At 68.4% G+C, this 16457-nt stretch carries 12 protein-coding genes; 2 read left to right on the top strand and 10 right to left on the bottom strand.

All coding sequences use genetic code 11. From position 1 onward, the window contains the following. Positions 1-5 precede the first annotated feature (5 nt). Complete coding sequence (locus DSM100685_RS06525; protein ID WP_152350552.1) at positions 6-1001, top strand: lipid II:glycine glycyltransferase FemX; 996 nt, start codon at positions 6-8, stop codon at positions 999-1001. 309 nt (positions 1002-1310) lie between these two features. Here the strand turns inward: DSM100685_RS06525 and DSM100685_RS06520 are convergent, their stop codons facing one another. Then, positions 1311-2531, bottom strand: a complete 1221-nt coding sequence (locus tag DSM100685_RS06520) for a DegT/DnrJ/EryC1/StrS family aminotransferase (protein WP_152350551.1) — start codon at positions 2529-2531, stop codon at positions 1311-1313. 193 nt (positions 2532-2724) lie between these two features. Between DSM100685_RS06520 and DSM100685_RS06515 the strand changes: the two genes are divergently transcribed. Continuing rightward, positions 2725-3975, top strand: coding sequence for a carboxylate--amine ligase (locus DSM100685_RS06515; protein WP_152350550.1), 1251 nt, complete (start codon positions 2725-2727; stop codon positions 3973-3975). A gap of 420 nt (positions 3976-4395) precedes the next feature. On the opposite strand, the gene DSM100685_RS06510 is transcribed toward DSM100685_RS06515, so the two are convergent. The 9 genes from DSM100685_RS06510 to dusB all read right to left on the bottom strand — a co-directional run bounded on the left by DSM100685_RS06510 (position 4396) and on the right by dusB (position 16370). Next, the gene (locus DSM100685_RS06510; RefSeq protein WP_152350549.1) at positions 4396-8316 is read right to left on the bottom strand and encodes an AAA family ATPase; all 3921 of its coding nucleotides are present in this window, start codon (positions 8314-8316) and stop codon (positions 4396-4398) included. Between the two features lie 19 nt (positions 8317-8335). After that, positions 8336-9853 carry a bifunctional folylpolyglutamate synthase/dihydrofolate synthase gene (locus tag DSM100685_RS06505; protein ID WP_152350548.1) on the bottom strand — a complete coding sequence of 506 codons (1518 nt, stop codon included), beginning with the start codon at positions 9851-9853 and terminating at the stop codon, positions 8336-8338. Between the two features lie 56 nt (positions 9854-9909). Further along, positions 9910-10839: an RluA family pseudouridine synthase gene (locus DSM100685_RS06500; protein WP_152350547.1), complete on the bottom strand. Its 930-nt coding sequence runs from the start codon at positions 10837-10839 to the stop codon at positions 9910-9912. Then, entirely contained in the window at positions 10836-11402 is a 567-nt protein-coding gene (locus DSM100685_RS06495) for a signal peptidase II (protein WP_152350546.1), read from the bottom strand. The genes DSM100685_RS06500 and DSM100685_RS06495 overlap by 4 nt, the downstream gene beginning before the upstream one ends. A 3-nt stretch (positions 11403-11405) precedes the next feature. Then, positions 11406-12716, bottom strand: a complete 1311-nt coding sequence (locus DSM100685_RS06490; RefSeq protein WP_152350545.1) for a DivIVA domain-containing protein — start codon at positions 12714-12716, stop codon at positions 11406-11408. Between the two features lie 106 nt (positions 12717-12822). After that, entirely contained in the window at positions 12823-13104 is a 282-nt protein-coding gene (locus DSM100685_RS06485) for a YggT family protein (protein WP_152350544.1), read from the bottom strand. A 102-nt stretch (positions 13105-13206) separates the two neighbouring features. Further along, positions 13207-13677, bottom strand: coding sequence for a cell division protein SepF (locus DSM100685_RS06480; protein ID WP_152350543.1), 471 nt, complete (start codon positions 13675-13677; stop codon positions 13207-13209). Between the two features lie 29 nt (positions 13678-13706). After that, positions 13707-14927, bottom strand: coding sequence for a cell division protein FtsZ (ftsZ, locus tag DSM100685_RS06475; protein ID WP_152350542.1), 1221 nt, complete (start codon positions 14925-14927; stop codon positions 13707-13709). 171 nt (positions 14928-15098) lie between these two features. Further along, a complete protein-coding gene (gene dusB / locus DSM100685_RS06470) occupies positions 15099-16370 on the bottom strand; it encodes a tRNA dihydrouridine synthase DusB (RefSeq protein WP_152350541.1) in 1272 nt (423 codons plus the stop codon). Positions 16371-16457: the final 87 nt, after the last annotated feature.

The following is a 16457-nucleotide window of genomic DNA, read 5'->3' as shown; positions in this document are numbered from 1 at the left end:
ATCGCATGATCACCATCGCATCCATCGAACTGCCCGACCTCGAGCGAGAGGCGGCCGAGCTCGGCCTGACCCTGCCGATCGAGCAGACCAAGATCTGGGCCGACTTCCAGTCCGAAGTCCCCGGCCGCACCCCGTGGGGCGCCCTGCGCGCGCAGCGTGACGGCAAGACCGTGGCGCTGCTCTCCCTGATCGACATGGACACGCACGGCTACCACTACCTGCGTTCCATGCACGGCCCGGTGTGGGTGGACAAGCCCTCCGACGCCGCCGCCGAGCGCGAAGTGATCGACGCGATCGCCGACGCCGTCAGGGAGCGCGACCGCAACGTGGCGTTCCTGCGCCTCGACACGTGGTTCGCCGACGGCTACGAGAAGGCACTGTCCACCGTGCCGTACGACCGCACCGTGGTGATCGACATCACCGGCGGCGACGACGCGATCCTCTCCCGCATGAAGCGCCGCGGCCGCCGCGACGTGCGCAAGGCGCTGCGCGAATGCCCGGCCGAGTGCGCCGACGAGACCGACAAGGCCATCGCCGACTTCACCGAGTATTACGACGTGATGGTGGAGACCGGCAAGCGCGACGGCTTCACGCCCGCCCCCATCACCGACTACTCCGACATGATCGCCGCGCTCGGCGCGAAGCACTGCCGCGTGTTCGCCGCCCGCATCGAGGGCCGAGTGGTCGCCTGGTCGATCGTGACCGTGAACGGCCCGCTCGCCGTACGCTACTACGCCGGCATGCGCAACGACGTGATGCGCCTGCACGTGACCGACAAGCTGCTCTACTCCGAGTGCTGCCTGCTGGGCGCGCAGGGGCTCACGGCGTACGACCTCATGGGCATCGGCTCCGACTTCGCGCCGAGCCTCATGGGCCTCAACGAATTCAAGACCAAGTTCACCGAGGAGGTCACCGAGGTGGCCGCCGGGCACGACATCCCGCTCAAGAAGGTGTTCTACAAGTCCCTGCAGGTCGCCAAGGCCGTGAAGGACCGTCTCTGATCCTTTGTTGTCCGGGCTCTTGTTCGAGCAGCCCGGGCACTAGGTCGGAATGCAAGGCCCGCCTGCGCCTCGATCCGCCGCCAATTTCAGCAACGGATGCGAATTGAGACGCGGCTATGCGTTCCTGTGTCTCGATCCACTGCCAATTCCGACAATGGATGCGATCCGAGACACAACGATGCCCTTCCGTGTCTCGGATCGCTGCCATTTTCCACAATGGATGCGATCCGAGACACAGCGGACGTCGCCGATGCCACGAAACGGCCACCGAAGTCCGGCCCGAGGCCGACCAGCCGTCCGCTCATGCCCTCACAGGCATCCGAGCACCGCGTCGCAGATGGCCCGGGCGCGCGTGCGGGCCCGTTCGTCGTCCCCCAGTTCGGTGGGCAGGCAGACCGCGCCGGCGACCAGACCTTCGGTGACCGGCAGACGGCCGTGCACCTCGTCGGTCACCCCGTAGGCCGCCGGATCGCTCACGCCGGGGAACAGTTCGGGCCGGTACCAGCGTTCCGCGTAGCCGCCGGCCGCGCGCACGGCCTTGAGCACGCGCTCCGCGTCCTCGGTGGACTTGAGGAACAGCGGGAAGCGCAGCAGCGGCTGCGGGCGCCCGGTCATCACGCCGGAGGGAATGCCGAGCTCGTCGGCGGCGTGTCCCAGGAGGTCGCGGTAGATCGCCACCACGCGCTTGCGCCCCTCCTCGTTGGCGTGCAGCGCGCCGATGGCGTCGGCCGCGCGGTCCTCGATCCACGGCGTCGGCTTCATGGGGGCGTACGACAGCTTGCCGGCCCGCTCGGAGTCGGCTATCGGCGGCTCGTACAGGCCCGCGCGGGTCAGCGCGCCGCGCAGGGTGCCGCCGAGGCCGCCCAGACGCGACAGCACGCGGTTTTCGTTGACGTACACGCGCGTGACGAAATCAAGCCGCGCACCCGGCCGGGGCAGCGCGTCCAGCCGCCCGCGCAGTTCGGCGTCCAGCACCGGGTCGGACTGGGCCAGACGCGGATTGATCCAGATCGCCCCGCCGAAGCGTGTGGGCAGGATCTTCTCCACGCCGAAGGAGTGCACGGACACGTCCGCCAGCGGGCCGCCGTCGTCGCCGCGGGCCATGCGGCACGCGCAGTGGGCGCAGTCCTCCACGAGCAGCGTGCGCGGCATGGACCGGACGGCTTCGGACAGGTCGAGATCGGCGGCGTTGTCGATGATGCCGAACGTGTGCTGCAGCATGACGGCGTGCACGGGCCGCGTCTCCCCGACGACGCTGTCGGCCAGCGCCTTGGCGTCGATCGACAGCGTGCCGGCGTCCACCTCCTCGTACCGCGGCGTCAGCCCGGCATCGACGATCGGGTCCACCGCCGTGCAGCAGGTGAACAGCTGGGTGAGCACCGTGCCCTCGCCGCGTACGTCATGCAGCGCCGAGAACGCCGCGAACATGCCGTAACGGGCCTTGAACACGGGATACCAGTCCTGCGGGCGGGTGCCGGTGCGGTTGGCGAGCGCCTCGCGCAGACGTGCGGTCGAAGTTGCCTCGGTCATGTGTCCTCCCGTGCGTGCGGTACGAAATATGCGGTCGAAATGCATTGCATGCCCACTGTATCGCGCGGGGTCCGAACACGGACGAATCGACCTCGGGCACGGCTTGAATTGCACGGCCATGAATTGCACGGCCCCGCGTATAGTGGGTGGGGTTGGGTGCACATCAGGGTGCGCAAGCAAGGAGACGAACGACATGGCGGCTTTTCAACCGGTGATTCTCGGCGGCGATCTGGGCGCGTACGCGTTGGCGCGCGAGCTCAACGAGGCGTATGACGTCAAGCCGATCATGGTGACGGCGTACGATCCGTCCGCGATCCGCGATTCCGCGATCCTCACCCGCCACGGCTTCGCCGACGCCAGCGAGGAGGGGCCGCTGGTGGACGAGCTGCTCAGGCTCGGCAAGGAACTCAAGGCCCGCAACCCCCGCCGCCGCCTGCTGCTGCTCGCCAACACCGACTGGCGCATCCACGTGTTCGCCACGCACCGCGCCGAGTTGGAGCAGTACTACGTGGTGCCGATTCCACCGCTGGACGTGATCGAGCGCGTGAGCGACAAGCAGGAATTCGAGCGCCTCGCCACCGCGCAGGGCATGCCGGTGCCGAAGTCGTTCTACGAGGACTTCTCGGGCGCCGGCGAGCCCGGCTGGACGCCGCAGCCCGTGCCCGCGGACCTGCGCTTCCCCGTGGTGGCCAAGCCCGCCGACAGCTCGCAGTACGAGAACCTGCTGTTCGAGGGCCGCCAGAAGGTGTACCGCATCGATACGCCGGAGCAACTGGACGCCCTGTGGTCCACGCTCGCCAAGGCGGGCTTCCGCGGCACGTTCGTGGCGCAGGAGCTCGTGGAGGGTGACGACACGCAGATGTACTCGGTGACCGCCTACGTGGACACCACCGGCACCGTCTCGCTGCTGTGCTCCGCGCACGTGCTGCTCGAGGAACACCATCCAGCCACGCTGGGCAACCCGTGCGCCATGATCACCGAGGCGATCCCGGAGATCCTCGAGCCGGCCCGCCGGTTCCTCGAATCCATGCCGTACCGCGGCTTCGCGAACTTCGACGTCAAGCGCGACCCGCACACCGGCAAGTTCTATTTCCTCGAAGTCAACCCGCGCATCGGCCGCAACAGCTTCTACGTGCTCGGCGCCGGCATCAACCCCATGGAGGTGCTCGTCTCCGATGTGATCGAGGGGCATCCGATGGCGCCGCGCGTGGCCGATGACGAGGTGCTCTACTCGATCATTCCCAACGGCCTGCTCCGCCGCTACGTGGTGGATCCGGACTTGAAGGCGCAGGTGGTTCGTCTGCAGAAGGCCGGGCGCATCAGCCCGCAGCGCAATCCGAAGGATATGTCCTTCAAGCGCTGGTTCCATCTCATGGAGTCCGAGCTCAACCAGTACCGCAAGTTCGGCAAGTACTACCCCAAGCCCACCAACACCGGGTTCTAGGGCGGGCATCTGGACCGGGAGCGCCCACTCCTTGTCCGGATATGACCGGAATGGCAGAATCTCAACGTTTTTGTGGGCCATGGACGGGGAGTGGGCGCTCCCTGTCCGGTTCTCCGCTCCCTGTCCGGTTCTCCGCTCCCTGTCCGGTCATTCGCTCCCGGTCCGGCCATTCGTCTCATACTCACCCACGCCGGTGCGACGGAGAACGCAACGGAGACCGTGGCAGAGTCCGGATTGTGACAATGTAGGCGACAAGGACCAGGCGGCCATGGTCACGCATGCTGCACAGTGGCGTCGTTCTAAGCTTTTCCACAGCCAAGCGAAAGACCGTGTCGGTCACTGTCACGGTCACCGTCACGGTCACGAGGACTGATCATCACGGCCCGGCCACGGCTCCGTTGCTCTGCCGTTTCCACTGCCCTACCGCTCCAGCCGCTGGCTGACCACGGCCGTCACGCCGTCGGCGCGCATGGTGACGCCGTACAACGCATCCGCGATCGACATGGTGCGCTGCTGGTGGGTGATGATGATGAGCTGGGCGTGCTCGCGCAGGTCGTTGAACGCGTTGATGAGGCGGGTGAGATTCACGTCGTCGAGGGCGGCCTCCACCTCGTCCATCACGTAGAACGGGCTGGGACGCGCGGTGAAGATGGCGAACAGCAGGGCCAGCGCGGTGAGCGACCGTTCGCCGCCGGACAGCAGGCTCAGCTGCTTGACGCGCTTGCCGGCCGGGCTGGCCTCCACGAGCACGCCCGTGGTGAGCAGGTCGTCCGGGTTTTCGAGCCGGAGCCGTCCGCGGCCGCCGGGGAACAGCATGCCGAACATGCGCTCAAACGCCTTGGCCGTGTCGTCGAAGGCCGAGCGGAACACCTCGACCATGGTGGAATCGAGGTCCTTGATGAGCCCCATGAGGTCGTCGCGCGACTGGACCACGTCGTTGCGCTGGTCGTTGAGGTACTGGTTGCGGGTCTGCAGCGCGTCGTATTCCTCGGTGGCGAGCGGGTTGACCTTGCCGAGCGCGGCCAGATCGCGGCGGGCCTTGTCGAGACGTTTGCGCTGCTCGGCGCGATCGTATGGCACGGTCTGATAGGCGGTTTCGGGTGATTCGCCCGGGTTGGCCGGTTCAGTCGGACCGTTGTGAACCGTCCCGGCGGCGTCGTTCCGGCTGTCCGCCGTCTTTGATGATCCCGTCTGACCGTCGTGTTCGCCCGATTGGGTCGTCCCGGTGGCTTCGCCCGCCGAATCCGCACCCTGATCCGCCGCGGCCACCACCGGCACCGGCCGTCCCTGCTCGTCGAGCACCGGCACCGGCTGGTCCGGCCCGTACTGCGCGATGAGCCCGTCCACGTCCATGCCCAGATCGTCGGCGATTTTCTGCGTGATCTGGCCGCACTGCCCGGCCACGCGTTCGCGGTCCACGTCCAGCGCATGCTCGCGCGCGGTCAGTTCGCCAACCTTGGGCTCGATGCGGTCGCGCTCGCCCCTCAAGGCCTTCAGCTCGTCGTCATGGCTGGACGCCTCGGCCTGCAGCGCGTCCCGCCGCGCGGTCGCGTCGGCGATGTACCGGCCGATCAGTTCCGCGATTTCGGTTGCGTCGTCGGCGACCGACCGCGCGTGGGCGGCCTGCTCACGACGCTTGGCGTTCAGCGCTTCGACGCGGGCACGGCGGTCCACGGCCTCCTTGGCCTGATCATGCAGCAACCCGGCCTGGCGTTCCAGCGAATCGACCTTGCGCTTAGCTTCGTTCCACGCGATTTTGGCGGTGACTTCCTGCTCGCGGGTCGCGGCGAGCGCATGCTCCAGCGCGGTTTCACGCGCGGCCAGCTCGTCGGAGTCCGCGCCGTCGCCATCGGATTCCCGGGCCACCTCCAATGCGAGCCGCAGATCGTCGAGCTTGAGCCGGTGGGTTTCGCCGTCCTCTCGCACCGCGGCGATCTTGCCGTCCATCGCCTTCACCTGACGCTCGCATCCGGCGACGCGATCCGCCGCGGCCCTGAGCGATTTGGCCGCCTGCTGCGCCTTGAGCCGCATTTCGGTGCGGCGACTGGATTCGCGGTCCACCGCCAACCGGGCCTCGTCGCGCTCCGACTTGGCCTGTTCCACACGAACATCAAGGGCACCAAGCTCGTCCTCCAGCGCATGCATCTGGGCGAGCGCCCGGTCGCGCCGGGCGGCCAGCGAAAGATCCGACTGGGACAGGGACGATCCGCCCGCGGCCGCCACGGCGTTCACGATCTCGCCGTCGCGCGTGGCGGCGGTCCGCCATCCGGCGGACAGCGCGGATTGGGCCTCGTCCAGCGACTCCACGGCGGCCACGTCGGCAAGCAGCAGACGCACCGCGGCCACCACGCCGGACGCCGCATCCGTGGCGTCCGATGCCGCATCCGGCGTCGCGGCATGACCGGCCACGGCCGAGCCGGAACCGGCCCCCTCACCGGAATCGGGCGAATCGCCTCCGTCTTCCGCGCCCGCCGTAGCCTCCGCAACCACAGCGCCGGAACCGTGCACCAGCTCCCCCAGCGACCGGAATCCCCCGCCGTCCCGGCCATGCGCACGATCATCATGCGCACGATCGTCATGCGCAGCGCGTCCCGCCTGCCCGGCACTGGCGAGCCCGGCGCCATCAGCGACGAGCCCGCCGTCCGCCGCCAGCACCACGGCCCTGCCGAGCTTGTCCTCTCGCGCCCGTCGCAGGGCGTGCAGCATATTCGCCGTCCCCGGCACCACCAGCGCCCCGGCGAACGCGTCGAGCGCGTGCGCGACGGCCTCCTCCCAGCCGTCCTCCACGCGGATGAAGTCGGCGAGCCTGCCCAGCGCACCCACGGCCGCGTCACGTTCCAGCTCGCCGGACGCGTTGCGGCTGTCCAACGTGTCGTTGAGCGCGTCCGCCTTGGCCTTGAGCGAGATGATCCGCCCGTTCAGCGTGCGTTGCTCGTCCAACAGCCCGTCCAGTGTCTCCTGCCGTGCGGCGAGCGCGGTGCGGGCGTCGTCCAGCGCCTTGCCTTCGTCGGCTTCGGTCGTTGCCTCGGCCTCATGCGACAACGCCGCATGCTGCGCGCGGGCGTCGTCCAATTGGCCGCCCAGCGCCGCACGCTGCGCGTCGAAGTCCTTCGCGCGCGTTTCGGCGAGCTCCACCGCCGCCTCCTCGCGGGCGATGAGCGTGTTGAGCTGCGCGATCCTGGACTCGCGCTGCCGGGCGCTTTTGCGCAGTTCGGTGAGCGTCTGGCGCACGGACGCCAGTTTGCGCTCGTCGTCGGCCCGGCTTTCGGTCGCGCGGTCCAATGCGAGCCGCGCATCCGCGACCGCGTCCCGCTGCGTACGCGCCTGACCGTCCAGTTCCGCGGCCCGGCGCTCCAGCAGGTCCGGATCGTCGCCAAGGTGGTCGATCACCTGCCCGAGCAGCGAGCGGGCGCGTTCCCCCGCCACTTGGGCGAGCGAACGGTACCGCTCCTGCAATTGCGCGTAGCGGTGCCAGATCTCGTTCACGCGCGCGATGGCCGGGCTGGCCTCGCTGGCCAGCGCCTCCACCTGCTCGATGCGCACCTTCACGCCGGCCAGCTCGCGTTGCGCGGAGGCGAGATGGGAACGCACGTCGGCGAGTTCGCCGCGCAGCTCGTCGCGCTGCTTCAACGCGAGCACCGCGTCCTCGGCGTACAGGCGGGATTGGGCGTCGCGCACGGTCACCTGAATCGCCTCCGCGCGCCGGGAGATGCGCGCCTGACGGCCGAGCGGCCCCAGTTGGCGGTGGATTTCGCCGAGCAGATCGTCCAGACGGGCGAGGTTGCGTTCGGTGTTGGCGAGCTTGCGCAGCGCGCGCTCCTTGCGCTTGCGGTGCTTGAGAATGCCGGCGGCCTCCTCGATGAACGCGCGGTGGCCGGACGGGTCGGCCTTGAGGATCGCGTCAAGCCGGCCCTGCCCCACGATCACGTGCATCTGCTGGCCCAGGCCGGTGTCGGAGAGCAGCTCCTGAATGTCCAGCAGACGGCACGCGGACCCGTTAATCGCGTATTCGGAGCCGCCGTTGCGGAAGATCGTGCGGCTGATCGTCACTTCGGTGTAGTCGATGTCGAGCGCATGGTCGGTGTTGTCGATCGTCAGGGTCACCTGGGCGCGGCCCAGCGGCGGGCGCGACGACGTTCCGGCGAAGATCACGTCCTCCATCTGCGCGCCGCGCAGCGCCTTCGCGCCCTGCTCGCCCATCACCCAGGCGAGCGCGTCCACGATGTTCGACTTGCCGGACCCGTTGGGCCCCACCACGGCCGTGATGCCCGGCTCGAAGCGCAGCGTGGTCGCGGAGGCGAAGGATTTGAAGCCCCGGAGGGTCAGCTCCTTCAGGTACATGCGTCCGGCTCCCCGCGCGTCACTCGCCCAGGTTGGGCTCGATGCGCTCCCCGTCGTCGGGCTCGCCGCCGTCGAAGGCGTCACCATCGGAGGCGTCACCATCGGAGGCGTCGCCGCCCGCCACGCGTTCGGCCTTGGGCTTGGCGAGCTCCGGGTTCATGCGCTCCTTGAGCAGCGTGCGCGCGTCGCCGGCGGTCACGAAGCTGCCGCAGATGAGCACGCCGCGCCCATAGCCCACGCCGGTCTCGTCGGCCGCGTCCACCAGATCCACGGCGGTCTGGATGGCGTCGGGCAGGTCGTCGCGGCGGATCACGCGGTCCGGGCCGAACACCTTCACGGCCACCTTCTCCAGCTCCTCGGCCGGCATCACGCGGTCGCGCCACGAATTCTCCGTCACCACGATCTGGCTCAGGACCGGTTCGAGCACGCCCAGATACTGCTCGACCTGCTTGTCGTGCATCATGGCCACCACGCCCACGAGCTGTTCGAAGTCGTAGTTCTCCTCGATGGCCGCGCGCAGCGACTCGGCCGCGTTCACGTTGTGCCCGCCGTCGACGATGATGGTCGGCGAAGTGCGGATCTGCTCGATGCGCCCGGGGATCTTCACGCCGCTCAGCGCCTCGGCCACCGCGTCGCCATCGAGCGGGCCGTTGACCGGGATCACCACTTCGGCGGCGGCCAGCGCGGCGAGCGCGTTGTGCGCTTGATGCTCGCCGAACTTGGCGATCGGCACTTCCGTGTACGTGCCGTTCGGGGTGCGCAGCGTGGCGACCTGCCCGCCCACGGCCGGCATGCGGGAGACGACCTCCATCTCGTAGCCGTCGCGCAGCAGGCGGGCGTGGCACGCGCGGACCTTGTCCTCGATGATCGGCATGACCTCGTCCTCGTGCGGCTGCGGGCCGACGACCGCCGTGCAGTCGGGCTTGATGATGCCGGCCTTGTGCTCGGCGATGTCCTCGATCTCGGAGCCCAGCCACTGCATGTGGTCCATGTCCACCGGGCCGATGACCGCGGCGTCGGCGTCGAGCACGTTGGTCGCGTCGTCGCGCCCGCCCATGCCGACCTCCACCACGGCCACATCCACGGGCGCGTCGGCGAACTTCCAGATCGCCATGGAGGTGAGCACCTCGAAGAAGCTCATCTTCGGCTTGCCCTGCTCGGCCATCTTCACGTCGACCATGTCCACCAGATCCTTGATCTGGTCCCACGCGTCGGCGAAGTCGTCGTCGGAGAGCTCCTGCCCGTCGATGGCGATGCGCTCGTTGATGCGCTCCAGATGCGGCGAGGTGTACAGGCCGGTGCGCAGGCCGTACGCGCGGCAGATGGCCTCGGCCATGCGCGCGGTGGAGCCCTTGCCGTTGGTGCCGGTCACGTGGATCACGCGGAACGACTGCTCGGGGTGGCCCAGCAGGTCCAGCATGAGGGTCATGCGGTCCAAATCGAGGTTGGTGTGGTTGTGCTCCGGCGGGCGCTTCATGATCTCACGCTCCACCTCGCGGATGGTCTCGCCGTTCCTGTTCGGATGCTCGAATGACATGCCTGTCTGCCTTCTTCGTTCTCTAGCGTTCTTCTTCGTTCGTGGACCGCGGTGTTTCAGTCCCGCCGCGCCTCGGCCCGTTCGCGCATCGCGTCCAGCGCATGGCTCAGGTCGGCCGGGTAATGGCTTTCCACGGTGGTCCACACGCGCGTGCGGGGGTGGCGGAACTCCAGCCGCATGGCGTGCAGCCACTGCCGGTCGAGCCCCACCGCGGCGGACAGCTTCGGGTTGGCCCCGTACATCGGGTCGCCCACGAGGGGGTGGCCGATCGAGGAGAAGTGCACGCGGATCTGGTGCGTGCGCCCGGTCTCCAGATTCACGGAGACCAGCGTCGCCTCGCCGAAGCGCTCCATCACGTCCCAATGCGTGATGGCCTCCTTGCCGGCGGGCGTGACGGTGAAGCGGAAGTCGGACACCTTGGCGCGGCCGATGGGCGCCTCGATGGTCGCGCGGTCCTCCTTGAGGTTGCCCTGCACGAGCGCGTGGTAGGTCTTCTTCACCTCGTGCTCGGCGAACTGCCGGCGCATCTCCTTGTACGCAAGCTCGGACTTGCACACGAGCATGAGTCCGGACGTGCCCACGTCGAGCCGGGAGACGATGCCCTGCCGGCCGGGGGCGCCGTACGAGGTGATGCGCACGCCGCGGTCGAGCAGGCTGCCGAGCACGGTGGGCCCGGTCCAGCCGACGGACGCGTGCGCGGCCACCCCCACGGGCTTGTCCACCACCACCACGTCGTCGTCCTCGTACGCGATCGCCATGTCGTCGGCGATCGGCTCGGGTTCGGGCGCCTCGTCCTTCAGGTCGAACTCCAGCGTTTCGCCGGACATGAGCGTGGAGGACTTGGCGATGTCCCGGGCCAGGGAGCGCACCTGCCCGGAGGCGATGAGCTCGCTCGCCTTGGCGCGCGAAATGCCCAGCATCTTGGCCACGGCCACGTCGAGCCGCTTGCCGATCAGGGCGTCGGGTGCGGGTAGGAGACGGCTCATCGGGCGGTCGGCTCCTGCGCGTTCGCGTCGCCGCCGGTCTCCTTGGCCGCGCGCTCGTCCAGCTCCTTTTGGCTGAACGGTTCGCCGACGAAGATCAGCGCCACGATGCCGATGCCGGCGAGCATGAGGAAGATGTCCGCCACGTTGCCGATCGACCAGCCGTAGTCGAGGAAGTCCACGACCCTGCCGTTCAAAAACCCGTCGGCGTAGGCGATGCGGTCGATGAGGTTGCCGACCGCGCCGGCGAATGCAAGGGCCAGCATGCCCTCCCACTTCATGGAGACCGTGCGCACGGCCATCCACACGATCGCCACGCACGCCGCGATGGCGATGAGCGAGATGAGCCACGTGGCCGACGAGCCGAACCCCAGCGAGGCGCCGGGGTTGTGCACGAGCCTCAGGGACAGCAGCCCCGGGATGATGCGGATGGATTCGGTTTCGCTCAGATGCGTGAGGGCGAGGGCCTTGGTGACCTGATCGGCCGCCAGCGCCACCGCCGCCACGCATGCGAAGACGGCCACACGCTTGCGCGCGGCCGTCTTGCCGTCAGACTGATGGACCATGGATCAGTGCTTGCCGGGGTAGTTGGCCTCGACGTTCTGGAACGCGTTCGTGTCCGACACCTGGTTGACCAGCTGGCCGAGGAACTCGGTGAGGCGGCTGCGGTATTCGGCTTCGAACTGCTTGAGGCCCTGGATGTTACCCTCGATGACCTTGGACTGCGTGATGAGCTTGTCCTTGACGTCGGCCGCGTACTTGTCGGCACCGTCGCGGGTCTGCTTGTCGTACTCCTGGGCGCGCTTCTGGACTTCCTGCTCGTAGGTCTCCAGTTCGTTGTGCTTGTTCTTGGAGTAGGTGTCCGCGTCCTGACGGGTCTTGACGGAGTAGCCGTCCGCCTCGGAGCGCACGCGCTCGGAGTAGGAGTCGGCGTCGTTGTGGACGCGCTTGGAGTAGTCGTCGGCCTCGGTGCGGGTGCGGGTCGAGTAGTCGTTGGCCTTGGAGACGGCCTCGTCGTGCTTGGCCTGGCCGTCGGCGATGAGCTCGGCGCCCTTGGCCTTGCCCTTGTCGACGTACTGGTCGTGCAGCTGCATGGCGAGGGTGAGCATCGCGGTGGCGCGCTCCGGCTCGCTGGTGGCGTCCGCGCCGGCGCCGGCGATCTTCTTGAGGCTGCCGGTCTCGGTGGACGGCTCGATCTTGGCGACCTGCTCGCGCAGGGACTCCTCGCGCTGCTTGGACTCCTCGAGCTGCTTGTTGAGGGACTCGATCTGGGCGTTGGCCTGACCGGTGACCTGCTGGATCTGCGCCTTGGCCTGCTCGACCTGCGCGGAGGCGGCGGCGGTCTGGCTCTTGGCCTCGGCGAGCTCGTTGGTGAGCTGCTCGGCGCGCTTGAGGGCCTCGGTGCGCTCGTTCTGCACGGCGGAAAGCTGGTCGGCGAGGGCCTTGGCGTTGTCGCCGCCCTGCGCAGCCTGCGCGGTGAGCTGGTCAATCTGCTTGTTGAGCTGGTCGACCTGGCCCTTGAGCTGCTCGTTCTGGGAGGCGAGGGCCTTGGCGTTCTCCTCGGCCTCGGCGATCTTGCCCGCGGCGGCGGCGCCGGCGGCGGTCTGCGCGCTGGCGGCGCCGGACTTCAGCTGGGCGTTCTCGGCCTTGAGAGCGTCGAGCTGGGCGCTGAGCTCGGAGATCTTGGCGTTCAGCGGGGCCACGTCCGGTCCCAGCGACTGCGTGGCGGCACCGGCGGCGACGGCCTGCTTGGTCAGGGCCTCAACGGTCTCGGTCACCTGATCCAGGAAGTCGTCGACCTCGTCGACATCGTAGCCTTCCTTGAAACGAACGGTCTGGAAGGTATGCTCCCTGATATCTTTGGGCGTCAACAGAGCCATATTCAATCCCACCTCACTTTGGGGCTATGCCTTACTATGCCTAAACAGTGGCTTCAAGCTTCGATGCTATCACGATGCAAACCCTTATGGTCCCCCAACCCGCGATTCAGATAAGGATTCTCAGCACGACCAGCGCGAACCACAGCACCATGAAGCTCACGTCGAGGTACATCATGCCCATGGGGATGGGTTTGATGTAGCGGCGCAGCCACCGCAGCGGCGGCTCGGTGACGGTGTAGACCGCGGAGACGAGCGTGGCCGCGACGCCGCGCGGGTACCAGCGCGGGGACAGCACGCTGACCCAATCGAGGATCATGCGGATGAACAGGACGAGCATGTAGGCGTCGATCGCCAGATCGATCGCGTATCGCAACAGGACAAGCAACATGCCGACCACCCTACCATCGGGTCGCGGACGCCTCCTGAAAGCAAACTGGGCGTCCGCTGAATGCGAACGCCCGTGGAAGAAAACCCGGAAAACCCGGAAACGTCAGTCGGCGAACAGGTCGTGCGCCGGGGAGGCCGCCTGCGGCTCCTCGACTTTGATGTTCACCTGCGCGGGGCTCAGCAGGAACACGCGCGGGGTGACGCGCTCGATGGAGCCGCGCACGCCGAACACCACGCCGGCGGAGAAGTCGACGATGCGGTAGGCCACGGCCTCGGCCACGCCCGTGAGGTTGAGCACCACCGGCACGCCGTCGCGGATCGCGCGGCCCACCAGCTGGGCGTCCTCGTAGGTCTTCGGATGGATGGTGGTGATGCGGTTGATGCGGCCCTGCGGGAACGCGGTCGCGGTCTCGCGCGGCTTGGCGGCCGCGGCGGCCGTGGGTTGCGGCGTCACCGAGTGGTCGGAGTCGAACGAGGTCGCGGCCTGATCGGGGGCGTCGGCGACGTCGTCGTCATCGTCCACCACGTCGGCCATGCCGAGGTAGGACATAGCGTTCTTCATGAATCCAGCCATTTGAGCTCCTTAAAGCTTGTCTTTCCGCCTCAGCGCAGGAAGTCCGGGATGTCCAGGTCGCCGATCGGATCGTTCTGCGGCAGGGGCGCGGCGGCGGGGCGCACCACGCGGTGCTCGCTGGTCTCGTCGAAGCCGGGCTGGGCCTGCGGGACGACCGGCTGCGCGGCGGGGGCGGGCTGCTGCACCGGCTGGGCGGCCGGAGCCGCGGCGGGGGCCTGCTGCGCGGCGGGCTTGTAGTCGGTCAGCGGCTTGACCTCGCTGGTCTCGTCCGCCTTGGCCTCATCCTTCTTGCCGGTCGGGTCGAAGCCCGCGGCGATGACGGTGACGCGCACCTCGTCGCCGTAGGAGTCGTCGAGCGCGAGGCCCCAGATGATCTGCGCCTCGGGATGGATGGCGTCCTGCACGAGCTGGGCGGCCGCGTAGGCCTCCTGCATGCTCAGGTCGGTCGGGCCGGCCACGTTGATGAGCGCGCCGTGGGCGCCCTCGATGCTCTCCTCCAGCAGCGGCGAGCTGATGGCGATCTCCGCGGCCTGCGTGGCGCGGTCCTCGCCCCGGGCGGCGCCGATGCCGAACAGCGCGGTGCCGGAGTCCTTGAGGATGGCCGTGACGTCGGAGAAGTCCACGTGGATGTAGGAGTTCATGGTGATCAGGTCCGTGATGCCCTGAACGCCGGCGAGCAGTGCGGTGTCCGCGGTCTTGAACGCGTCCATGACGGAGACCGTGCGGTCGGACAGGTCGAGCAGGCGGTCGTTGGGGATGACGATGAGCGCGTCCACTTCCTTGCGCAGGTTCTCGATGCCGGAGTCGGCGGAGGCGGAGCGGCGGGGGCCTTCGAAGGAGAACGGGCGGGTGACGACGGCGATGGTGAGGGCGCCCTGCTGGCGGGCCGCGCGGGCGACGATCGGGCTGGCGCCGGTGCCTGTGCCGCCGCCCTCGCCGCAGGTCACGAAGACCATGTCGGAGCCCTTGAGGGCCTCCTCGATGTCGGACTGGTGGTCCTGGGCCGCCTTGGCGCCCTTCTCGGGGTCGGCGCCGGCGCCCAGACCGCGGCTGGTCTTGTCGGACAGGGAGATCTTCACATCCGCGTCGGAGCGCAGCAGATCCTTCGCGTCGGTGTTGATGGCGACGAATTCGACGTTCTGCAGGCCCTCGGCGATCATGCGGTTGACCGCATTGCCGCCGGCGCCGCCTACGCCCACGACCTTGATGTTGGTGCGGTCATTGAATTCTTCCTGGGCAATCTCGCTCACGGTTTGGCTCCTGTCACTCACGGTTATGTCCCACTTTATCGCAGTGTCTCAACCAGATAATGAATTATTCTATGGCGTGTATCGCCGGTTTCGCCAACGACTTCACCAAAGGCCCCACAAAGGCGACACGCCGGCGTTTCCCGTCGTTTGGGGCGGTCCGCGGCCTGGTCCTCAGTAGCTCGCGTCCATCGGGTCGTCGCCGAACAGCGTCTCGCGCTCCTCGTGCGTGGTGGTGCGCGAATCGAGCCAGCCGTACGGCAGGTGCACCTTCTTGGCGAAGCGCACGCGCCCGCGGGGCTTGTCCACCACGCGCGGCGGGTATTCGACCGTCGGGTCGAGCCGGCCGATCTCGCGGCGCACGTCGTCGATCGACTCGCACTCCATGAACGCCCTGCGCGTGGAGCCGCCCACCGGGAAGCCCTTCAAATACCACGCGATGTGCTTGCGCAGGTCGTGCACGGCCATGCGCTCGTCGCCGTCGTAGAACTCGGTGAGCAGCTCGGCGTGGCGCTCGATCACGCGGCACACCTCGCCCAGATTCGGGTTCACGCGCGCCGGATCCCCGGCGAAGGCGTTGCGGATGTTGGCGAACAGCCACGGGCGTCCCTGGCATCCGCGGCCCACGGCCACGCCGTCGCATCCGGTTTCGCGGATCATCTCGAGCGCGTCCTCGGCGCCCCAGACGTCGCCGTTGCCGAACACCGGGATGCTCAGCGCGGCCTTGAGCTCGCCGATGCGGCTCCAGTCGGAATGCCCGCCGTAGTACTCGGCGGTGGTGCGGGCGTGCAGCGTGACGGCCTTGCAGCCCTCCTCCTGCGCGATACGCCCGGCCTCGAGGAACGTCTCGTGCGCGTGGTCGATGCCGACGCGGATCTTCGCGGTGACCGGGATGTTCGCCGGCTCGCACACCCTGACCACGCGCTGGATGAGCTCGGTGAAAATGTCGGTCTTCCACGGCAGGGCGGATCCCCCGCCGCGGCGCGTGACCTTGGGCACCGGGCAGCCGAAGTTCAGGTCCACGTGGTCGGCCATGTTGTTGTCCACCACGATTTTGGCGGCCTGCTCGGTGATCGACGGGTTGACGCCGTACAGCTGCAGGGAGCGCACGCGCTCGCTCGGCGCGAAACGGCACAGCCGCAGGGCCTTGGGGTTGCGCGCCACCAGCGCGCGGGCGGTGATCATCTCCGCCACGTACAGGCCCTCGGGGCCGTATTCCTCGCACAGCACGCGGAACGGCCAGTTGGTCACGCCGGCCATGGGCGACAGCACCACGGGGGCGGGCACGTCGACCGGGCCGAGCTTCACCGGCGCGATGCGCACGGGGGCCTCATGCCCCCGCAGCGTCGCCCGCTCCGCCGACGCCGCCGTCTCGCCGCGCGGGTCGAGTCGGTCGGTCTCGTGCGGCGCGCTGATGACGGTCTCGTCCATGTTCCTCGCGTTCATTCCTCGTGATGCTCCTGATGTTGGTTGGTCGCCCGGTCGGGCGCACGGTGGCCGAACATACGATGGCCGAACGTACGATGGCCGGGC

The organism is Bifidobacterium avesanii (assembly GCF_009299475.1).
GTDB classification, from domain to species: Bacteria; Actinomycetota; Actinomycetes; order Actinomycetales; family Bifidobacteriaceae; genus Bifidobacterium; species Bifidobacterium avesanii.
The sequence above is the reverse complement of the archived record's forward strand: the minus strand, read 5'-3'. Positions and strand labels throughout refer to the sequence as shown.